General features: G+C 54.6%; 22 protein-coding genes and 1 other annotated feature. Of the genes, 11 read left to right on the forward strand and 11 right to left on the reverse strand.

Annotated elements, in window-relative coordinates:
* Positions 1–59: 59 nt before the first annotated feature.
* The gene (locus tag C2U53_RS26110) at positions 60–926 is read left to right on the forward strand and encodes an L-threonine kinase (protein WP_043000223.1); all 867 of its coding nucleotides are present in this window, start codon (positions 60–62) and stop codon (positions 924–926) included.
* Positions 927–961: 35 nt separating this feature from the next.
* Here the strand turns inward: C2U53_RS26110 and C2U53_RS26115 are convergent, their stop codons facing one another.
* From C2U53_RS26115 to dacD, 4 genes are all read right to left on the reverse strand, one after another.
* Positions 962–1,297 (reverse strand): DUF496 family protein, encoded by a 336-nt coding sequence (locus tag C2U53_RS26115; RefSeq protein ID WP_042318175.1) that lies wholly within the window; start codon positions 1,295–1,297, stop codon positions 962–964.
* A 160-nt stretch (positions 1,298–1,457) separates the two neighbouring features.
* Entirely contained in the window at positions 1,458–2,516 is a 1,059-nt protein-coding gene (locus tag C2U53_RS26120; RefSeq protein WP_044327340.1) for an FUSC family protein, read from the reverse strand.
* Between the two features lie 124 nt (positions 2,517–2,640).
* Complete coding sequence (gene sbmC, locus C2U53_RS26125; protein WP_043000221.1) at positions 2,641–3,114, reverse strand: DNA gyrase inhibitor SbmC; 474 nt, start codon at positions 3,112–3,114, stop codon at positions 2,641–2,643.
* 121 nt (positions 3,115–3,235) lie between these two features.
* Positions 3,236–4,408, reverse strand: coding sequence for a serine-type D-Ala-D-Ala carboxypeptidase DacD (dacD, locus tag C2U53_RS26130; RefSeq protein ID WP_044257558.1), 1,173 nt, complete (start codon positions 4,406–4,408; stop codon positions 3,236–3,238).
* A gap of 240 nt (positions 4,409–4,648) precedes the next feature.
* Between dacD and sbcB the strand changes: the two genes are divergently transcribed.
* On the forward strand, positions 4,649–6,073 hold the full coding sequence (gene sbcB / locus C2U53_RS26135) for an exodeoxyribonuclease I (RefSeq protein WP_104446687.1): 1,425 nt from the start codon (positions 4,649–4,651) through the stop codon (positions 6,071–6,073).
* 35 nt (positions 6,074–6,108) lie between these two features.
* Here sbcB and tsuB read toward each other — a convergent pair whose 3' ends face one another.
* From tsuB to C2U53_RS26165, 6 genes are all read right to left on the reverse strand, one after another.
* Positions 6,109–6,336 (reverse strand): thiosulfate utilization sulfurtransferase TsuB/YeeD, encoded by a 228-nt coding sequence (gene tsuB, locus C2U53_RS26140; RefSeq protein WP_000985275.1) that lies wholly within the window; start codon positions 6,334–6,336, stop codon positions 6,109–6,111.
* A gap of 15 nt (positions 6,337–6,351) precedes the next feature.
* Positions 6,352–7,410 (reverse strand): thiosulfate utilization transporter TsuA/YeeE, encoded by a 1,059-nt coding sequence (tsuA, locus tag C2U53_RS26145; RefSeq protein WP_043001890.1) that lies wholly within the window; start codon positions 7,408–7,410, stop codon positions 6,352–6,354.
* 202 nt (positions 7,411–7,612) lie between these two features.
* A complete protein-coding gene (locus C2U53_RS26150) occupies positions 7,613–8,974 on the reverse strand; it encodes an APC family permease (RefSeq protein ID WP_044258725.1) in 1,362 nt (453 codons plus the stop codon).
* A complete protein-coding gene (gene yoeI, locus C2U53_RS26155) occupies positions 8,964–9,026 on the reverse strand; it encodes a membrane protein YoeI (RefSeq protein WP_099433339.1) in 63 nt (20 codons plus the stop codon). The genes C2U53_RS26150 and yoeI overlap by 11 nt, the downstream gene beginning before the upstream one ends.
* 216 nt (positions 9,027–9,242) lie before the next feature.
* On the reverse strand, positions 9,243–10,172 hold the full coding sequence (locus C2U53_RS26160; RefSeq protein ID WP_043000217.1) for a LysR family transcriptional regulator: 930 nt from the start codon (positions 10,170–10,172) through the stop codon (positions 9,243–9,245).
* Between the two features lie 46 nt (positions 10,173–10,218).
* On the reverse strand, positions 10,219–11,049 hold the full coding sequence (locus tag C2U53_RS26165) for an SDR family oxidoreductase (protein WP_099433269.1): 831 nt from the start codon (positions 11,047–11,049) through the stop codon (positions 10,219–10,221).
* A gap of 162 nt (positions 11,050–11,211) precedes the next feature.
* On the opposite strand from C2U53_RS26165, the gene hisL reads away from it, so the two are divergent.
* From hisL to hisIE, 9 genes are all read left to right on the forward strand, one after another.
* The gene (gene hisL, locus C2U53_RS26170) at positions 11,212–11,262 is read left to right on the forward strand and encodes a his operon leader peptide (RefSeq protein ID WP_001364200.1); all 51 of its coding nucleotides are present in this window, start codon (positions 11,212–11,214) and stop codon (positions 11,260–11,262) included.
* Positions 11,238–11,361, forward strand: a sequence feature (His leader region). (Overlaps the previous gene by 25 nt.)
* A 46-nt stretch (positions 11,362–11,407) precedes the next feature.
* Positions 11,408–12,307 (forward strand): ATP phosphoribosyltransferase, encoded by a 900-nt coding sequence (gene hisG, locus C2U53_RS26175; protein ID WP_043000214.1) that lies wholly within the window; start codon positions 11,408–11,410, stop codon positions 12,305–12,307.
* Positions 12,308–12,312: 5 nt separating this feature from the next.
* Positions 12,313–13,617 (forward strand): histidinol dehydrogenase, encoded by a 1,305-nt coding sequence (hisD, locus tag C2U53_RS26180; RefSeq protein ID WP_054176356.1) that lies wholly within the window; start codon positions 12,313–12,315, stop codon positions 13,615–13,617.
* A complete protein-coding gene (gene hisC / locus C2U53_RS26185) occupies positions 13,614–14,693 on the forward strand; it encodes a histidinol-phosphate transaminase (RefSeq protein WP_104446688.1) in 1,080 nt (359 codons plus the stop codon). Before hisD ends, hisC begins: the two co-directional genes overlap by 4 nt.
* Positions 14,690–15,757, forward strand: a complete 1,068-nt coding sequence (hisB, locus tag C2U53_RS26190) for a bifunctional histidinol-phosphatase/imidazoleglycerol-phosphate dehydratase HisB (protein ID WP_043000212.1) — start codon at positions 14,690–14,692, stop codon at positions 15,755–15,757. The genes hisC and hisB overlap by 4 nt, the downstream gene beginning before the upstream one ends.
* The gene (gene hisH / locus C2U53_RS26195; protein ID WP_043000211.1) at positions 15,757–16,347 is read left to right on the forward strand and encodes an imidazole glycerol phosphate synthase subunit HisH; all 591 of its coding nucleotides are present in this window, start codon (positions 15,757–15,759) and stop codon (positions 16,345–16,347) included. Before hisB ends, hisH begins: the two co-directional genes overlap by 1 nt.
* The gene (gene hisA, locus C2U53_RS26200; RefSeq protein ID WP_104446689.1) at positions 16,347–17,084 is read left to right on the forward strand and encodes a 1-(5-phosphoribosyl)-5-[(5-phosphoribosylamino)methylideneamino]imidazole-4-carboxamide isomerase; all 738 of its coding nucleotides are present in this window, start codon (positions 16,347–16,349) and stop codon (positions 17,082–17,084) included. The genes hisH and hisA overlap by 1 nt, the downstream gene beginning before the upstream one ends.
* Entirely contained in the window at positions 17,066–17,842 is a 777-nt protein-coding gene (gene hisF, locus C2U53_RS26205; RefSeq protein ID WP_104446690.1) for an imidazole glycerol phosphate synthase subunit HisF, read from the forward strand. Before hisA ends, hisF begins: the two co-directional genes overlap by 19 nt.
* A complete protein-coding gene (gene hisIE, locus C2U53_RS26210; protein ID WP_104446691.1) occupies positions 17,836–18,447 on the forward strand; it encodes a bifunctional phosphoribosyl-AMP cyclohydrolase/phosphoribosyl-ATP diphosphatase HisIE in 612 nt (203 codons plus the stop codon). The genes hisF and hisIE overlap by 7 nt, the downstream gene beginning before the upstream one ends.
* 62 nt (positions 18,448–18,509) lie before the next feature.
* Here the strand turns inward: hisIE and wzzB are convergent, their stop codons facing one another.
* The gene (wzzB, locus tag C2U53_RS26215) at positions 18,510–19,493 is read right to left on the reverse strand and encodes an LPS O-antigen chain length determinant protein WzzB (RefSeq protein WP_104446692.1); all 984 of its coding nucleotides are present in this window, start codon (positions 19,491–19,493) and stop codon (positions 18,510–18,512) included.
* Positions 19,494–19,621: the final 128 nt, after the last annotated feature.

Below are 19,621 nucleotides of genomic sequence, written 5' to 3' on the forward strand. Positions count from 1 at the left end.
TAATAGCGCAATCGCCATGACACTATGCGCCGAGGATTACAGATCAGAAAGGTGATAACGTGGCTGTTGCGCAGTGCCCCGCGTCATGCGGAGAACTTATTCAGGGCTGGATAATGGGCAGCGAGAAACTGGTCTCCTGCCCGGTTGACTGGTACAGCACTGTCGAGGTTAGCACCGGTTCCCCTCTGGCGGATGAGCGCCCTCTTTCGCGGGCGATGGTCAACCGACTTCTTGAACACTGGGACTACCCTGCCCACCTGAGTCAGGATATCCGTGTTTCGATCCATTCAACTATCCCGATTGCCAAAGGCATGGCCAGCAGTACGGCGGATATTGCCGCAACCGCTGTCGCCACCGCGCAGCATCTGGGTCATCAGCTGGATGAGTCCACCCTCGCGCAACTATGCGTCTCGCTGGAACCGACGGACAGCACCGTTTTTCAGCAACTGACGCTGTTTGACCACAACGACGCATCGACGCAAATCCCCTGCGATGCTCAACCGGCGCTGGATCTTCTCGTACTGGAGAGTCCGCAAACTTTACGCACCGCGGATTATCATCGCATTCCCCGGCAGGCGGGTTTACATGCGGGCGCACCGGCGCTGAAGCGGGCATGGGAAAAAGTACAGGAAGCCTGTGCGGAGCAAAATCCTTATCGTATGGGAGAAGCGGCGACGCTGAGCGCTATTGCCAGCCAGATGCTGTTGCCAAAACCGGATTTCGACGCGCTATTGTCGCTGGTTGAAGAGTGTGGTTTATACGGCGTGAACGTGGCGCACAGCGGCAGCGTCGTCGGACTGATGCTCGACAGACAGCGACACGATGTCGATTACGTTAAGTGGTTACTGGCAAGGAACAGACTGACCGAGCACTGGCCGGAACAGCATTTATTGCGAATGGTCAGCGGTGGCGTGAAGCGACAGTGAGGATCGCCTGACGGATCCTCACTGCTGGCAAAACGTTACTCCGCTTTCGCGTCGCCGTTTTTCATTTCACCCATCGCTTTCAGCTTTTTGGAGATGTCGCGACGTTCTTTAGAGATCTCTGCATTTTTGATGATGTAGTCATCAACGCGATCTTCATAGTCGCTTTTCATGCTGGCGATGATGCCCTGAATAGCTTCAACACTCATCCCCGGCTTGATGTAATCGCTCAGGTTGTCCAGCAGCAGAACACGTTTCTGGTTGTCACGGATCTTTTTCTCAACGTCCTGGATTTCACGCTGCAGTTTGTTTTTACGACGGAACAGACGGACAAATTCCAGCACGTCCTGGAAAGATGGCTTGGTAGTTTCCATTTTTACACCCCTGATAATGTGAGAGTCGGATTCGTTTAAACGATAGGGCTAACATTACTTTTCGCAGCCGCAAATGACAATGGCTTCATTCTGGTTTCCATCATACCCTTATTCCTTGCTGAATCGAAGCAGCCAGGGCAGCATTCCCCTTACCTGCTTTTTATTTGCGCAGTGCGCGACAGATAAGATGCGACAGCAGCTCCAGTTGACGGGCGGTTTCCAGGCTTAGCCAGACATAGCCATGAATCGGCGTTTCAGCCACATGATGTTCATCGTGCTGACGGATCAGCGTGCGCAATTCGTTAACGGTCTCGTTCAGTTTTTCGCTGTTGGCGAGAATCGGCTGCGGATTACCTTCGAACAAGGCATGGGCAATCGTCAACAGCGCCTGCTGGGTCATTTGCTGCGTTTCCCGCAGCGTATGGGCATTGAGCATGACGAAATGGCTTTCACGGGTCGCCCACAGGGCATTGATCTGCAATTCGAGCATGCAAACCAGATTACGATTGACGGTCTGAATGGCTTCAAAAATAGATTTCTGGATGCGCGTCTCTTTGCTCGCCGGCGTAATAAGTCCGCGCATTTTTACCACGTCACCTAATAGCTGTTGCAGATGTTTATCCAGACGGGGACGTTCTAACAGATTAGGCGACAGCGCGGCCTGATACACCCGGTTATAGGCCGTCACGCAGTGCGCCAGTTGGATGCGCCAGTGAATGAAGGCGCGCTGCGGCCAGATTCCGGTGAACAGCATGGCGAGGAGCGCCCCCAGAATGACATCGCCGCCGCGCCAGAGTGCGGTCTCCATATCGCCAGCGGGCGCACCCACGACAACAGCAAGCGTGATGCCAATCAAGAGCGCCTGATACGGTTTTTTTCCTAACGCGAGCCATCCACACAGGAACATAGCTGCCGCACACCAGAGCAGCATCAGTGGCAATGAGAATAGCTCAAGACGCAGCGCCACCAGACCCAGCACCGATCCGAGGATCGTACCACCAATCCGCTCCCAGGCACGGGGAACCACGTTTCCCCAGAACGAGATCGGCCCCATAATCACCACCAGCGTAATCAAGGGCCATGTCCCTTCCGGAATGTTAAATAAACGAACAAGCAAAAAAGTCAGGATGAAGGCCAGCGCGATGCGAATACCATGCACAATGCGGTAATGGCGATACAGGCGGATTTCAAATGGACTCAGTGACTTGTCGGCACGCACTCATGCACTCCATCAGGAAAAGCAAAAAATGATTGTACCTGTTTTTACGCGCAGAAGTTCACTGTGGCGGACAGGACATCTCGCTAAGCGTAGTCGCTCCGCGCCGGTCCGCCTGGTTTTAGACTTACTTCGTGGCTGGTTGCACCGCGATATACATCTCGATATCCCAGTAACCGTCTTCGCAACCGTTATTCAGATAGACTTCAAAGCAGGGTTTGCATGCCATTTCATATGCCTTGTCCTGCATCAGGCTATTGAAGAACTGATACCACGGCGTGGCAAAATCATTATTATCGACGCGTGCAACTGCCGTCGCATATTGACCGCCGTCGATTTCGCTGAGCGTCACGCCTTCGCTGTTTTCCGGGATGACAAAATCAGCAGGCACGGAAACGACCGTACTACAGCGCAGTTTTTCGGCGGGCACTTCATCCGGATTGTCGAAGTAAACGGCGATCCACTCCTGCGCTACAACCTGCTTGCCATCGACCCACATCATCAACTGGTCAAAGCCTTGTTTCACCGTTTGCTCCCACGGTCCCACCAGGTGGAAACCTGCAACGGTGCGCTTATCAGCGTTTCTGATCTCGTAATTCATGTTGCCTCCATCGTTACACTGTATTTATATACAGCATAACGAAGACTAAACCGCCGTCACAAGCACTTTGTGGTTATTATGTGAGCGGAACCGAACTCCTGCCAGTCTCTGTCAGTACGATTCAGACTTTGTGATGGAAATAATCACTCAGACGGGAGAAGACGCCTCCCTTACCGACGGCTTCCAGCGTGACCAGAGGCCAGTGAGCGACCAGTTTGTCGCGGTCGTAGAGTTCAATTTCCCCGACCCGTTGATGGGCGGCAAGCGGCGCTTCCAGTTCCTTCTTATCCAGGATGTACTTCGCTTTGATGTGCGGCATTTCCGCCTTTGGCAGCGCCATCCAGAAATCGTGTTCGGTACCTAACGCGATTTTCTCTTTATCACCGTACCAGATACGCTCTGTTCCGACCTGCTTACCGCTGCGCAGGATTTGCACCGTGTCGAAATTTTGTTGTCCCCAGTGCAGCAGTTTACGTGCCTGCTCCTCACGCCCTTTTGGGCTATTCGCGCCCATCACCACGGCAATCAGTCGGCGCTGACCGTCCACCGCAGAAGCAATCAGGTTAAAACCAGCCCCCGAAGTGTGTCCGGTTTTCAGGCCATCAACGTTCATGGTTTTATCCCACAGCAGTCCGTTACGGTTTTGCTGGGTAATACCGTTCCAGGTGAGGCTTTTCTCACTGTACATGTGATAAAACGCCGGCTCACCATGAATGATTGCCCGGGACAACACCGCCAGATCGTAAGCTGAACTGTGCTGACCAGGGGCATCCAGTCCGTGCACCGTCTCAAAATGGGTGTCCCGCAAATTGAGCTTCTTGACGTAATTGTTCATCATCGCGACAAACTGCGGTTGTCCTCCGGCGATGTAATCTGCCAGCGCTACGCAGGCGTCGTTACCGGAATCAACAATCAACCCACGGCTTAAATCGCGCACGGACACCCGGTCCCCTTCTTTGAGGAACATCAACGAGGATCCGGCGAACACCGGGTTGTCCTTCGCCCACGCGTCGCGTCCCACGGTGACGATGTCGTCCGGCGTAATGCGCTGGCTGTCAATGGCGCGATCGACCACGTAACCGGTCATCAGCTTGGTCAGGCTGGCAGGATTGCGCTGTTGATGTTCATTACCCGCCGTGAGAATTTGCCCCGTGGTGTAATCCATAAGCACCCATGAACCGGCTTCAATGCCAGGTGGCGGTGGCGCAAAGTCAGCCGTACCGGCAGCAAGTGCAGAAGAGAGATGCATCGCGAGTAAAGAAGCGGTAATAAACAGACGGGGTTTCAACAGCATGTCCTCAGACGTTTCAAAAGAGCCGTCCTTTTTACGGAAATTCTGATAAACGAACAGGGAATAATTGCAAGAAAATGTGACTTATCGCACATTGATCCCTGTTTGATTGATCCGTTGCACCTTATCTCCAGCCGCTTTCTGTCTTTCTTCTCTGTGAGTCAGGCTGATTACCACGCCGAATTTTGGTACTCTGTGCAGTCCAGGCAGCGCGCAACCAGAAGTCACGGAACCCACTTATTTATGAATGACGGCAAGCAACAACCCACCTTTCTCTTCCACGATTACGAAACCTTTGGCATTCATCCGGCGCTCGACAGACCTGCGCAATTTGCCGCTCTGCGTACCGATAGCGAATTCAACATCATCGGTGAACCAGAGGTTTTTTACTGCAAACCGGCGGATGACTATTTGCCCCAGCCGGGCGCGGTGATGGTCACCGGAATCACCCCGCAGGAAGCACGAGAGAAAGGTGATAATGAAGCTGCGTTTGCCGCGCGGATCCACACCCTGTTTACGGTGCCGAAAACCTGCATTATTGGCTACAACAACGTGCGCTTCGACGACGAGGTTACGCGCAACGTGCTGTACCGTAACTTCTACGATCCCTACGCCTGGAGCTGGCAGCATGATAATTCGCGCTGGGATCTGCTGGACGTGATGCGCGCTTGCTACGCCCTGCGCCCGGAAGGCATCAACTGGCCGGAAAATGACGACGGCCTCCCCAGCTTTCGCCTGGAGCATCTGACGAAAGCAAACGGTATTGAGCACAGCAACGCGCACGATGCGATGGCGGATGTCTATGCCACCATTGCGATGGCGCAACTGGTGAAGTCACGGCAGCCACGTCTGTTTGAGTATCTCTATACGCACCGCAATAAGCACAAGCTGGCCGCGCTGATTGACGTGCCGCAAATGAAACCGCTGGTGCATGTTTCCGGCATGTTTGGCGCATGGCGCGGCAACACCAGTTGGGTTGCACCGCTAGCCTGGCATCCGGATAACCGTAATGCGGTGATCATGGTCGACCTGGCCGGTGATATTTCGCCGTTGCTGGAACTGGACAGCGACACCCTGCGCGAACGTCTGTACACCGCCAAAGCCGATCTGGGCGATACCGCCGCCGTGCCGCTGAAGCTGGTGCACATCAACAAATGCCCGGTGCTGGCGCAGGCGAACACGCTGCGCCCGGAAGATGCCGACCGTCTGGGGATTAATCGCCAGCACTGTCTCGATAATCTGAAAGTCCTGCGTGAAAATCCGCAGGTGCGTGACAAAGTGGTCGCCATCTTTGCCGAAGCCGAGCCGTTCACGCCGTCTGACAACGTCGATGCCCAGCTTTATAATGGTTTCTTTAGCGATGCTGACCGTGCGGCAATGAAAATTGTGCTGGAAACCGACCCGCAAAACCTGCCGGCACTGGACATCACCTTTGTCGATCCACGTATTGAGAAACTGCTGTTCAACTATCGGGCGCGTAATTTCCCCGGCACGCTGGATGAAGCGGAGCAACAGCGCTGGCTGGAGCACCGTCGTCAGGTCTTTACGCCGGAATATTTGCAGCGCTACGCCGACGAGTTGCAGATGTTGTATCAGGAATATGCGGATGATAAAGAGAAGCAGGTACTGCTGAAGGCGCTGTGGCAGTACGCTGAAGAGATCGTCTGAGAATCGCCCTCCGCGCCACGGCGGAGGGCCTGTTATCACGCTTTCTGGACGGTGATGCTCCAGGCGGCGTCGCCAACCTGCTGATAATCTGTAATCGCATGCCCTTCTTCAGCAGCCCACTGTGGGATCGCTTCTGTCGCCTGTGTGCAGTCAAACTCAATTACCAGTTCGTCACCGCTCGCCATTTCAGCCAGCGCGGCTTTTGCTTCAATCAGTGGGAACGGGCAAACCTGTGTGACCACGTCCAGTTTTTTAATCGCCATCATTAATCCTTACGCTTAATTTGCCGCAGCGGTTGCCAGACGGGCTTTACGCTGCGGTCGAACAAACACAATCCATGACGCGGTCCAGACGCCAAGGATCATAAATACCAGGCCAATCCAGCCCTGCCAGGTCATCATCGCCGTCATCACCAGACCGTTACCGATAGAGCAACCACCGGCAATACTGGCGCCAAATCCCATCAGGATCCCGCCGAAGCCGCTGCGCAGCGTGGTTGCCGCATCGGCAGCCCGCACGCGGAATTCACGACTGGCTTTCGCCGCGATGAACGAACCAAGGAAAATCCCCAACACCAGGAAAACGCCCCAGTTAAGGAATTTGCTGTCTCCCGCCACCAGGAACTGCAGAATGTTAGCCGTCGGCGAGGTGATCCCGAGCCCAAACATACGCCCGGTAGCTTCGCTCAGCGGCCAGGCCAGCAGCGCGATAAGACCAATCAGTACCGCCGTCACGAACGGATGCCAGCGTTTTTCAAACAAAATATGTGCAAGCCCGGTACGACGCGGCGGCAAAGAGGCGACTTTCAGCTTTGGCTTTTTCAGTTCTTTACTGACTACCCAGAGCGTCACCACCAGCAGAACGGCGATCAGCGGCCAGACGGAAAGGTTCAGCGTGTCAGCAATGGAGTTGTGCTCCGTGCTGTACGTTTTTAGCGTCTGGTTTAAACCGCTGGCATGGGGCGAACGCATTACCGCGCTCATCACCATGTAGGTCGCCAGTGCTATCCAGCTGCCGATCAGCCCCTCACCCGCACGATACCAGGTTCCGGTGGCACATCCGCCCGCATAGACAATTCCAATCCCGAAGATATAACCGCCAACAACGGTACCGAGCCACGGGAACGCGCCCGCATCGTAACGAATCACTCCCGCCTGAATCAGCGCAAAGGCACCGACGCTCTGCACGGAAATCGCAATCAGCAGCGCATAAAACATACGGTTGTTTTTAGCGATATACATGTCGCGGAAACCGCCGGTCAGGCAGAATCGACCACGTTGCATCACAAAGCCCAACAGCGCGCCGCAGATAACCCCGCTTAAAATCATTGAAAACATAAATTCATTAGCCTGAAGAATATCAATCAGGAAATTATTCCTGAGCATGCGGCCGGGAACCAATAACGAAATTCTCTAATTTAGAACGAATGGTTATGAATAATGACGGGAAATAAACCAGCGACATAAAAAAAGCCGGAGTGGTTAACTCCGGCTTCCTGCCCGGTGTCGCTTCGCTTACCGGGTCTACAAACCTTATGAATTACTGGGCGATATCTTCGTACTGCGGAACCGGGTTGCGGAAACTTTTGGTCACGCAGGCCAGATACACCAGACCAATACCGGCCCAGATCAGCCCCAGAACCATAGAGCTCTCTTCCAGGTTGATCCACAGCGCCCCAACAGTCAGCGCGCCACATACCGGCAGCACCAGATAGTTGAAGTGGTCTTTCAGCGTCTTGTTGCGTTTTTCGCGGATCCAGAACTGTGAAATCACAGACAGGTTCACGAAGGTAAACGCCACCAGCGCACCGAAGTTGATCAGCGCCGTCGCCGTCACCAGGTCAAATTTAATCGCCATCAGCGCAATTGCCCCCACCAGCAGCACGTTCCATGCCGGGGTACGCCACTTCGGATGAATGTAACCAAAGAAGCGCGTCGGGAATACGCCGTCACGGCCCATCACGTACATCAGACGAGAGACGCCTGCGTGTGCCGCCATACCGGACGCCAGAACGGTCACGCTGGAGAAAATCAGCACGCCCCACTGGAAGGTTTTACCCGCCACATACAGCATGATTTCAGGCTGAGAGGCATCTGGATCCTTAAAGCGAGAGATATCCGGGAAGTACAGTTGCAGGAAGTAAGAGGCACCGATGAATACCAGGCCGCCAATCAGCGCCGTCAGGAAGATAGCCTTCGGGATCACGCGCTCTGCATCTTTGGTCTCTTCAGACAGCGAAGAGATACCGTCAAAGCCCAGGAACGAGAAGCACAGAATCGTTGCTCCGGTAATCATTGGTACGACGTGCGCACCTTCCGACCAGAACGGACGCGTGCTGGTCAGCGTACCCGCACCTTCACCGTTCGAAACGCCGTAGATGATCAGGCCAACAATCACCGCCACAATGCCCATCTGCAGGATCACAATCAGGGTATTGAAGTTTGCCACGGTCTTGATGCTACGCAGGTTGGAGATAGTCATAAAGGCCACCAGCGCAACAACAAAGATCCACGACGGTACGGACGGCACCAGCGCTTCAAAGTAAATTTTTGCCAACAGGATGTTGATCATCGGCATGAACAGGTAGTCCAGCAGAGATGACCAACCAACCATAAAGCCGACGGTCGGACTAATGGATTTCTGGGCGTAGGTATACGCTGAGCCAGCGGACGGGAAACGGCGAACCAGTTTACCGTAGCTCAACGCAGTAAAAAGAATAGCGACCAGCGCAAAGGCATACGCCGTTGCAACGTGACCGTCAGTGAGGCCTGAAACGATACCAAACGTATCGAACAGCGTCATTGGCTGCATATAGGCAAGGCCCATCATGACAACCGGAATCAGCGTAAGCGTTTTACGCAATTCCACGCGAGAGGTTTTTGGAGTAGCGTTATGCGACATGGTCATTCCCCTTTACGGCGAATGCCGTCGCGTAAGCAAAAAATTGCCCCATCTTCTGGATTCCTCAGCGACAACAACTGTCGGTTTTTAGTAAATATCTATCCGGTACGAAGCCCGGCCTCTTTGTATGAATGATTGGTTTGATGCAAAAAAATAACCGACGCGTATTAAAACGTCGGTTAATGTCATTTTTTGCAAGCGGCGCATTGTGCACTAAAATGAGGCGAAAAGACAAGAGAATGAGTAGCTTGTCGCGAACTATTTTTTCTTAAATGTTTGATTTTTCGCTATCGTCTTTTTTATAGATCCCCGCAATAGCACTATTTGCTAAAATCGCGTCCCGCCACCAGGCGCTGGCGAGCCCCGCCGTCTGCTCATTCCACCCCATCCATACTGGTTCAAAGAGAATTTGCGCCGCCACTTTTTTCTCGATCAGCGCCCCACTTTCCAGGAAGCGCTGCGCCAGATAACGCGGAAGATAACCGCATCCCAGACCGCTGATTTGCAGTTCCAGTTTGGTTTTAAAATCGAAGACGGTGATGGCCTCTTGATCGTCAAGCAGTTGCGTCGCCGTTGCAGCAGCGAGAGGCGAACTGTCGCCGACCACAATCGCGCGATAGCGTTTGATGGTACTGCGGCTCAGCGGCTCGGCTTCTTCAGCCAGCGGATGGTGTGGCGCAACGGCGAAAATCTGTTCCAGCTCACCCAGGCGCGCAACGCTAAAGTCGCTGGATGAAGGAGGTTCATGCATCGCGCCAACAATAATATCCGCCCTGCCCTGGATCAGCGCATCCCACGATCCCCCCAACACGCCATTAATGAATTTCAGGCGCGTGACGCTGTGGTGCTGATAAAAGGATTCAATCAGGGGGGCGAGCAGGGAAAAAGGAAAGGTATCGTCCACGCCGATCACCAGTTCATTTTCCCAGCCTTCGTGGAGTTTTATCGCCTGCTTTTCCAGTTCCCGCACGGTATGCAGAACTTCTCGCCCTTTCTCTAACAGCATTTGCCCCGTGCGCGTGAACCGGGCGCGATGGCCACTGCGATCGAGGATCTGAATGTTGAGGTCGCTTTCCAGACGATGGACGGTATAGCTAAGAGCTGACGGCGTCTTATACAGTTTGGCGGACGCCGCCGCGAAGCTGCCCTCTTTCTCAAGGGCATCAAGGATGATGAGCACGTCCAGCAGTGGTTTCATACACGCCCCCTTGCGTTGTATGGCGACTAACTGCTGGCGGTATGCATTACTCCAACGGCATCACCAGCGGATCGGGATACTGGTATTCAAACCCAAGCTCATTACAAATCCGGCTGCCATCGATAATTTTACCTTTACCTTTACCGTTATCCGCAGAATCGCGGAACTGCGGCGGCTCCATTCCCAACAGACGCGCCATCTGCGGATAAAACACATTGCGTGCAGGATGCGAAGGCGCACATATATTATAGATGTGTCCCCCTTTCGGTGCCTGTAACAGCAGCGTAATGGCGGCAATCACATCTTCCAGATGCACCAGATTGACGCCGTGTTCGCCGTCAGGCGCGGTTTTGCCCGCGAAGAAGCGGCCTGGATGACGCCCCGGCCCTACCAACCCGGCCAGTCGCAAGATATCAACCGAGGTACCCGGTAAATTATGCAGCCAGTCTTCCAGCTCTTTTAACACACGGCCGCTGGCGGTGACCGGATTACGCGGGGTTCCCTCTTTTACCGTCCCCTGGACATCACCATAGACGGAGGTCGAACTGGTAAAGATAATGCGCGGAATACGATACGCCAGCGCGCTGTCCACCAGCTCCTGCATCGCCTGCAAATAGAAGTCTTCTCCCGGACCGCTGCGTCGAGCCGGTAAGGTAATCACCAGCGCATCGACATCCATCAGCGCATCCAGATCGTCTGTTTCACACACCAATTCAGGCTCGAGCCGTAGCGGATATCCTTCGATCCCGCTCATTCTGGCCGCTTCCACGCCATCCTGGGTGGTTTTGCTCCCCGTCACCTGCCAGCCTCTGGCAGCGAGCGACATCGCCAGCGGCATGCCTAACCATCCTAAACCGACAACTGCGACCTTTTTCATCCGTTTTCTCCTGACTCCAGCACTATGTCTATAAGGCTACGCCAGCGCTTTAAGACTGACAATTCATACTATAAATAGGAATTAAAAAAAGCGCTTGCTTTAAGACGTTAAAGTGGTTTAGGTTAAAAGGCATCACATGAATAAGCATTCATCGAGAATTTTATGACACGCGTTCAATTTAAACATCACCATCATCACCATCATCCTGACTAGTCTTTCAGGCGATGTGTGCTGGGAGACATTCAGATCTTCCAGTGGTGCATGAACGCATGAGAAAGCCCCCGGAAGATCATCTTCCGGGGGCTTTTTTTTGGCGCGAAATTCAGACAGGTTCAGACAGGATAAAGAGGAAAAGAGAATGTTAGACAACAGCCGTTTACGCATAGCTATTCAGAAATCAGGTCGTTTGAGCGATGACTCACGCGAATTACTCGCCCGCTGTGGGATTAAAATTAATTTACACACTCAGCGCCTGATTGCGATGGCAGAGAATATGCCAATTGATATTCTGCGTGTGCGTGACGACGATATCCCCGGTCTGGTGATGGACGGCGTGGTTGACCTGGGCATCATCGGTGAGAACGTTCTGGAAGAAGAACTGCTGAACCGCCGCGCCCAGGGTGAAGATCCTCGCTACTTTACGCTGCGTCGTCTCGACTTTGGCGGTTGCCGCCTTTCCCTGGCAACGCCAGTGGATGAAGCCTGGGATGGCCCCGCCGCGTTGGATGGCAAGCGCATCGCCACCTCTTATCCGCACCTGCTCAAACGTTATCTCGACCAGAAAGGCGTCTCTTTTAAATCCTGCTTGCTTAACGGTTCTGTGGAAGTGGCTCCGCGCGCGGGCCTCGCCGATGCCATCTGCGATCTGGTCTCGACCGGCGCGACCCTGGAAGCCAACGGGCTGCGCGAAGTCGAAGTGATTTACCGTTCTAAAGCCTGTCTGATCCAGCGTGACGGTGAGATGACCGACGCCAAGCAGCAACTGGTCGATAAGCTGCTGACCCGTATTCAGGGCGTTATCCAGGCTCGCGAATCGAAATACATCATGATGCACGCGCCAAGCGAGCGTCTGGAAGAGGTCATCGCGCTGCTGCCAGGCGCCGAACGCCCAACTATTCTGCCGCTGGCTGGCGATCAGCAACGCGTGGCGATGCACATGGTCAGCAGCGAAACCCTGTTCTGGGAGACGATGGAAAAACTGAAAGCGCTCGGCGCCAGTTCGATTCTGGTGCTGCCAATTGAGAAGATGATGGAGTGATGGCCATGAGCTTTAGCACAATCATTAACTGGAACGCCTGTTCCCCTGAGCAGCAGCGTGAATTACTGACGCGCCCGGCGATTTCCGCGTCTGACAGCATCACCCGCACCGTGAGCGAGATTCTGGATAACGTCAAAACCCGTGGTGATGACGCCCTGCGCGAGTACAGCGCGAAGTTTGATAAAACCGAGGTTGCGGCGCTAAAGGTGACCACAGCAGAGATAGCCGCCGCCAGCGCACGACTGAGCGACGATCTCAAACAGGCGATGGCTGTCGCGGTGCAAAACATTGAAACCTTCCACAACGCGCAACAATTACCGATCGTTGATGTTGAAACCCAGCCAGGCGTCCGCTGCCAGCAGGTGACGCGTCCGGTGGCGTCCGTCGGTTTGTATATTCCCGGCGGATCCGCCCCGCTCTTTTCTACCGTGCTGATGCTCGCCACCCCGGCACGTATTGCGGGCTGTAAGAAGGTGGTGCTGTGTTCCCCGCCGCCGATTGCCGATGAAATTCTCTACGCGGCGCAGCTGTGCGGTGTGCAGGAAGTCTTTAATGTTGGCGGTGCACAGGCCATTGCCGCGCTGGCGTTTGGCAGCGAATCCGTGCCGAAAGTAGACAAAATTTTTGGCCCTGGAAACGCATTTGTGACCGAAGCGAAGCGTCAGGTGAGCCAGCGTCTTGACGGCGCGGCGATTGATATGCCAGCCGGACCGTCCGAAGTACTGGTGATTGCCGACAGCGGCGCCACGCCGGATTTCGTCGCCTCCGATCTGCTTTCGCAAGCGGAACACGGTCCGGATTCCCAGGTCATTCTGCTGACCCCGGATGCCGACATCGCCCGTCGCGTTGCCGAAGCCGTTGAACGTCAACTGGCTGAACTCCCGCGCGCAGAAACGGCGCGTCAGGCGCTCAGCGCCAGTCGATTAATCGTGACGAAAGATTTGGCGCAGTGTATTGCCATCTCTAACCTCTATGGACCTGAGCACCTGATTATTCAAACCCGTCATGCCCGCGAGCTGGTTGATGACATCACCAGTGCCGGTTCGGTGTTCCTCGGTGACTGGTCGCCGGAATCAGCGGGCGATTACGCCTCCGGGACTAACCACGTGCTGCCGACCTACGGCTATACCGCCACCTGTTCCAGCCTCGGGCTGGCGGATTTTCAGAAGCGCATGACGGTTCAGGAACTGTCGAAAGCGGGATTCTCCGCGCTGGCTTCAACCATCGAGACACTGGCGGCGGCGGAACGCCTGACCGCTCACAAAAATGCCGTCACCCTGCGCGTTAACGCCCTGAAGGAGCAAGCATGAGCACTGAAAACACGTTCAGCGTCACCGACTTAGCCCGTGAAAACGTCCGCAATCTGACGCCGTATCAATCTGCTCGTCGTCTGGGCGGCAACGGCGACGTCTGGCTCAATGCCAACGAATTCCCGACAGCGGTTGAATATCAACTCACCCGGCAAACGTTGAACCGTTACCCGGAATGCCAGCCGAAAGCGGTGATTGAAAATTATGCGCAGTACGCCGGAGTTAAACCGGAGCAGGTACTGGTCAGTCGTGGCGCAGATGAAGGCATTGAGCTGCTTATCCGCGCCTTCTGCGAACCGGGGAAAGACGCGATTCTCTTCTGCCCGCCCACCTATGGGATGTATAGCGTCAGCGCCGAAACCATTGGCGTCGAATGCCGTACCGTACCGGCGCTCGCCGACTGGCAACTGGATATGCAGGCCATTTCTGACAATCTGGATGGCGTGAAGGTGGTCTATGTGTGCAGTCCCAATAACCCCACCGGACAACTGATTAACCCGCAGGATCTGCGCACGCTGCTGGAACTGACACGTGGCAAAGCCATTGTGGTCGCCGACGAGGCCTATATCGAGTTTTGCCCGCAGGCAACGCTGGCGGGTTGGCTTTCTGAGTATCCTAACCTCGTCATTCTGCGCACGCTGTCCAAGGCGTTTGCCCTCGCTGGTCTGCGCTGCGGCTTTACGCTGGCGAATGAGGAGGTGATTAACCTGTTGTTGAAAGTGATCGCTCCCTACCCGCTTTCTACCCCTGTTGCCGACATTGCCGAACAAGCGCTGAGCCCGCAAGGCGTCAATGCTATGCGCGAACGCGTGGCGCAGATCCTGCTTGAGCGTCAGTACCTGGTGAAGGCGCTTAAAGAGATTGCCTGTGTTGAACAGGTTTTTGACTCCGAAACCAACTACATTCTGGCGCGCTTTACCGCCTCCAGTAGCGTATTTAAATCTTTGTGGGATCAGGGCATTATCTTACGAGACCAGAACAAGCAACCTTCTTTAAGCGGCTGTCTGCGTATTACTGTTGGTACCCGTGAAGAAAGCCAGCGCGTCATTGACGCTTTACGTGCGGAGCAAGTATGAGCCAGAAGTATCTCTTTATCGATCGTGATGGAACCCTGATTTCCGAACCGCCGAGCGATTTCCAGGTGGATCGCTTTGACAAACTCGCCTTCGAGCCCGACGTAGTGCCGGTGCTGCTGAAGCTGCAAAACGCGGGCTTTAAGCTGGTGATGATCACTAATCAGGACGGTCTGGGAACGCAAAGCTTCCCGCAAGCCGATTTCGACGGCCCGCATAATCTGATGATGCAAATCCTGACCTCTCAGGGCGTGCAGTTTGATGAAGTGCTGATCTGCCCGCACTTGCCTGCAGATGAGTGCGACTGCCGTAAGCCGAAAGTGAAGCTGGTCGAACGCTATCTCGCTGAGCAGGCGATGGACAGCGCCAACAGCTACGTGATTGGCGATCGCGCTACCGATATCCAGTTGGCTGAAAACATGGGGATTACCGGGCTCCGTTACCATCGCGAGACGCTGAACTGGACGGCAATCGGCGAGCAACTGACGAAACGCGATCGCTACGCCCACGTTGAGCGCGTCACCAAAGAGACACAGATTGACGTCAAAGTGTGGCTGGACCGTGAAGGCGGCAGCAAAATTAACACCGGCGTCGGCTTCTTCGACCATATGCTCGATCAAATTGCGACACACGGCGGGTTCCGCATGGAGATTACCGTCAAAGGCGATCTTTACATTGACGATCACCACACCGTGGAAGACACCGGTCTGGCGCTGGGCGAAGCGTTAAAACTGGCGCTCGGTGATAAGCGCGGTATCAACCGTTTTGGCTTTGTGCTGCCGATGGACGAATGCCTGGCGCGCTGTGCGCTGGATATCTCTGGGCGTCCGCACCTCGAATACCGTGCCGAGTTCACCTATCAGCGCGTCGGCGATCTGAGTACCGAGATGATCGAACACTTCTTCCGTTCACTCTCCTACACCATGGGCGTGACGCTGCATCTGAAGACCAAAGGTAAAAACGACCATCATCGCGTGGAGAGTCTGTTCAAAGCTTTCGGCCGTACCCTGCGCCAGGCCATTCGCGTTGAGGGTGATACCCTTCCCTCCTCCAAAGGAGTGCTGTGATGAACGTGGTGATCCTCGACACCGGCTGCGCCAACCTGAACTCGGTGAAATCCGCAGTCGCGCGTCACGGTTATGATCCGGTGGTCAGCCGCGACCCGGACGTGGTGTTAATGGCCGATAAACTTTTTCTCCCCGGCGTCGGTACGGCACAGGCGGCAATGGACCAGTTACGCGAGCGCGAACTGATCGAGCTGATAAAAGCTTGCACGCAGCCAGTGCTGGGCATTTGCCTCGGAATGCAAATTCTGGGGCGGCGAAGTGAGGAGACGAACGGCGTCGACCTGCTGGGCATCGTCGATCAGGACGTACCGAAGATGACCGATTTCGGTTTACCGCTGCCGCATATGGGCTGGAACCGCGTCTACCCGCAGGCAGGCAACCGGTTATTCCAGGGCATTGAAGACGGCGCGTATTTCTATTTTGTGCACAGCTATGCCATGCCGGTCAATCCGTGGACCATCGCCCAATGCCACTACGGCGAACCGTTCACCGCCGCCGTACAAAAAGATAACTTCTTTGGCGTGCAGTTCCACCCGGAGCGTTCGGGTGCCGCTGGCGCACAGTTGCTGAAAAACTTTCTGGAGATGTGATGATTATTCCGGCTTTAGATTTGATCGACGGCACCGTCGTGCGTCTCCATCAGGGCGATTATGCACAGCAGCGCGATTATGGCACCGACCCACTACCGCGTTTACAGGATTACGCTGCGCAGGGTGCCGAGGTGTTACACCTGGTTGACTTAACCGGCGCGAAAGATCCGGCGAAACGACAGATCCCGCTGATCAAAACCTTGGTAGCTGGCGTGAACGTACCGGTCCAGGTCGGTGGCGGCGTACGTACTGAAGACGACGTTGCGGCCCTGCTGGCAGCGGGTGTCGCTCGTGTGGTGGTTGGCTCCACGGCGGTAAAGTCGCCAGACATGGTGAAAGGCTGGTTCGCGCGTTTTGGCGCTGATGCCCTGGTGTTGGCGCTCGACGTACGCATAGATGTGCAAGGAAACAAACAGGTGGCGGTGAGCGGCTGGCAGGAAAACTCCGGCGTTTCGCTCGAAGAACTGGTCGAAACCTATCTGCCAGAGGGCCTGAAACATGTGCTCTGTACGGATATTTCTCGCGATGGCACGCTGGCGGGCTCGAATGTCTCCTTGTATGAAGAAGTCTGTGCAAAATACCCGCAAATTGCCTTTCAATCCTCCGGTGGCATTGGCGACATCAATGACGTTGCGGCCCTGCGCGGAACCGGCGTGCGCGGCGTGATCGTCGGGCGTGCGCTGCTGGAAGGCAAATTCACCGTTAAGGAGGCGATCCAATGCTGGCAAAACGTATAATCCCTTGCCTCGACGTTCGCGATGGTCAGGTCGTGAAAGGCGTGCAGTTCCGTAATCACGAAATCATCGGCGACATCGTCCCGCTGGCGAAACGCTACGCCGATGAAGGTGCCGATGAACTGGTGTTTTACGATATTACCGCGTCCAGCGATGGTCGTGTGGTCGATAAAAGCTGGGTTTCGCGCGTCGCGGAAGTGATCGACATTCCTTTCTGCGTGGCGGGCGGGATCAAGTCGGTTGACGACGCGGCCAAAATTCTCTCGTTTGGTGCAGACAAAATCTCCATCAATTCGCCAGCCCTGGCTGACCCGACGCTGATTACCCGTCTGGCAGATCGCTTTGGCGTACAGTGTATTGTGGTGGGTATTGATACCTGGCACGACGCTGAAACCGGTAAGTACCATGTCAATCAGTATACCGGCGACGAAAGCCGCACCCGCGTTACCACCTGGGAAACTCTTGACTGGGTACAGGAAGTGCAAAAGCGCGGTGCCGGAGAAATCGTCCTCAACATGATGAACCAGGACGGCGTGCGTAACGGTTACGACCTCGAACAGTTGAAAAAGGTACGTGACGTTTGCCGCGTACCGCTGATCGCGTCCGGCGGTGCGGGAACCATGGAACACTTCCTCGAGGCTTTCCGCGATGCCGATGTCGATGGCGCGCTTGCCGCCTCCGTCTTCCACAAACAGATAATCAATATTGGTGAATTAAAAGCGTACCTGGCAACGCAGGGCGTGGAGATCAGGATATGTTAACAGAGCAACAACGCAGCCAACTGGACTGGGAAAAGACCGACGGACTGATGCCTGCCGTCGTACAGCACGCGGTGTCCGGTGAAGTGTTGATGCTGGGCTATATGAACCCAGACGCGCTGGATAAAACCCTTGCAACCGGCAAAGTCACCTTTTTCTCACGCACCAAACAGCGTCTGTGGACCAAAGGCGAGACGTCGGGCAACTTTCTGAACGTGGTCAGCATTGCGCCAGACTGTGATAACGATACCCTGCTGGTGCTGGTGGATCCTGTCGGACCCACCTGCCATAAAGGCACCAGTAGCTGCTTCGGCGAGACCAGTCATCAGTGGTTGTTCTTGTATCAACTTGAACAGCTACTCGCTGCACGCAAAACAGCCGACCCGGCAAGTTCCTATACCGCGAAACTGTATGCCAGCGGCACCAAGCGCATCGCACAAAAAGTGGGTGAAGAAGGTGTCGAAACCGCGCTGGCAGCCACGGTACATGACAAATTCGAACTGACCAACGAAGCATCGGATTTGATGTATCACCTGTTGGTCCTGCTGCAGGATCAGGATCTCGACCTGACGACGGTCATTGAGAATCTGCGCAAGCGCCATCAGTGATCGTAAGGCGTAAAAAAACCGGGCCAGTTCAACTGGCCCGGTTTTTTCTTGAGGGGGTAATATTACTGCGCTTTGGGTTTGTAGTTACGCAGCGCGTTACGCCCCAGCACCACGCCGGCACCAATCATTCCACCGAGCAGTACCGCCAGTACCAGGGTAATCGCTTTTTTCGGGCTATCGCGACGAATCGGCAATGTCGGCTTCATCACGTAGCGATAGGCATGAATACTGTCAGGCTGCACTTTCAGCGCCTTAACCGCTAAGAGATTCTGACGGGTCAGGTAGTAGTCATCCGAAAACGTTAGCGGGCGGGTCGCTTCGTTATTCACCATCGATGAAAGCGCATCGCTCCCCAGCATAAACATGGTGTCCTGGGAGACCTGATCGGCCTGCTGGACCTGCGGCAGCTTGATGTTGGCCTGTTTCGCAACGGAAAGCGCCTGGGTGATCTGGGCAATGCGCAGTGCTTTTTGTTCCTGAGCGACCTTTTCCTGCGCTACGAGCGAATGCTCTAAGTCAGAAGCACGTGTTTTAATGCTCATCGCGAGGTCAGTATTAATTTCTTTGGAGACCGCTTCATCAACCTGTTGAATGTACTGCGCCAGCGTTTTTTGCGCAGATTCAGCCGAGGTTGCCTGATAGGAAACTTTCAACGGAAGAGGCTGGCCTTTTACAGACGGGTCGATGGTCAGCTTCTCTGGCTGTTGCTGATTATCAAGCGTTTCAGAAAGCGCGGAAAATGCCGAGTTAAAACGTCCAATCACACCCGACTGAACATCGTTCACTTTTGGCGCATCCTGACCGTAAAGGATACTCATGGCATTGGTATACGTTGCCAACTGGCCAGCGTCAGGTTGAGTAATAATCGCCGTTGAGGTCCATTTTTCTTTCGCTACCGCCAGGTAACCCACGGCCAGAGCGATAGCCACAATAACGCAGATGATTATTGTCACTTTACCGCGCCAAATCTGAATCACTAAGTCAATCAAATCAATCTGTTCCGGTTCGTTACTGCGCCCGGATAGGTTGTTATTTTCCACTGTCATCATTGCCTTAAACAAGAAAGCTCTAAACTCGCCACAGTTTATCGGGAAACGTAATTTATGCCATAGGAAATTTGACAAGATTGCGAAAATTCTGGTAGGTCTTTAACCCATTATCAGGGACTCCCTTC

The sequence above is a fragment of the Citrobacter sp. CFNIH10 genome (assembly GCF_002934585.1).
GTDB classification, from domain to species: domain Bacteria; phylum Pseudomonadota; class Gammaproteobacteria; order Enterobacterales; family Enterobacteriaceae; genus Citrobacter_A; species Citrobacter_A amalonaticus.

What these genes read in the sequence shown, in the direction of transcription:
- C2U53_RS26115 (WP_042318175.1), bottom strand. Translation starts at nt 1,297, where the DNA reads ATGGAAACTACCAAGCCATCTTTCCAGGACGTGCTGGAATTTGTCCGT.
- sbmC (WP_043000221.1), bottom strand. Translation starts at nt 3,114, where the DNA reads ATGAATTACGAGATCAGAAACGCTGATAAGCGCACCGTTGCAGGTTTC.
- dacD (WP_044257558.1), bottom strand. Translation starts at nt 4,408, where the DNA reads ATGCTGTTGAAACCCCGTCTGTTTATTACCGCTTCTTTACTCGCGATG.
- sbcB (WP_104446687.1), top strand. Translation starts at nt 4,649, where the DNA reads ATGAATGACGGCAAGCAACAACCCACCTTTCTCTTCCACGATTACGAA.
- tsuB (WP_000985275.1), bottom strand. Translation starts at nt 6,336, where the DNA reads ATGGCGATTAAAAAACTGGACGTGGTCACACAGGTTTGCCCGTTCCCA.
- tsuA (WP_043001890.1), bottom strand. Translation starts at nt 7,410, where the DNA reads ATGTTTTCAATGATTTTAAGCGGGGTTATCTGCGGCGCGCTGTTGGGC.
- C2U53_RS26150 (WP_044258725.1), bottom strand. Translation starts at nt 8,974, where the DNA reads ATGTCGCATAACGCTACTCCAAAAACCTCTCGCGTGGAATTGCGTAAA.
- C2U53_RS26160 (WP_043000217.1), bottom strand. Translation starts at nt 10,172, where the DNA reads ATGAAACCACTGCTGGACGTGCTCATCATCCTTGATGCCCTTGAGAAA.
- C2U53_RS26165 (WP_099433269.1), bottom strand. Translation starts at nt 11,049, where the DNA reads ATGAAAAAGGTCGCAGTTGTCGGTTTAGGATGGTTAGGCATGCCGCTG.
- hisG (WP_043000214.1), top strand. Translation starts at nt 11,408, where the DNA reads ATGTTAGACAACAGCCGTTTACGCATAGCTATTCAGAAATCAGGTCGT.
- hisD (WP_054176356.1), top strand. Translation starts at nt 12,313, where the DNA reads ATGAGCTTTAGCACAATCATTAACTGGAACGCCTGTTCCCCTGAGCAG.
- hisC (WP_104446688.1), top strand. Translation starts at nt 13,614, where the DNA reads ATGAGCACTGAAAACACGTTCAGCGTCACCGACTTAGCCCGTGAAAAC.
- hisB (WP_043000212.1), top strand. Translation starts at nt 14,690, where the DNA reads ATGAGCCAGAAGTATCTCTTTATCGATCGTGATGGAACCCTGATTTCC.
- hisH (WP_043000211.1), top strand. Translation starts at nt 15,757, where the DNA reads ATGAACGTGGTGATCCTCGACACCGGCTGCGCCAACCTGAACTCGGTG.
- hisA (WP_104446689.1), top strand. Translation starts at nt 16,347, where the DNA reads ATGATTATTCCGGCTTTAGATTTGATCGACGGCACCGTCGTGCGTCTC.
- hisF (WP_104446690.1), top strand. Translation starts at nt 17,066, where the DNA reads ATGCTGGCAAAACGTATAATCCCTTGCCTCGACGTTCGCGATGGTCAG.
- hisIE (WP_104446691.1), top strand. Translation starts at nt 17,836, where the DNA reads ATGTTAACAGAGCAACAACGCAGCCAACTGGACTGGGAAAAGACCGAC.
- wzzB (WP_104446692.1), bottom strand. Translation starts at nt 19,493, where the DNA reads ATGACAGTGGAAAATAACAACCTATCCGGGCGCAGTAACGAACCGGAA.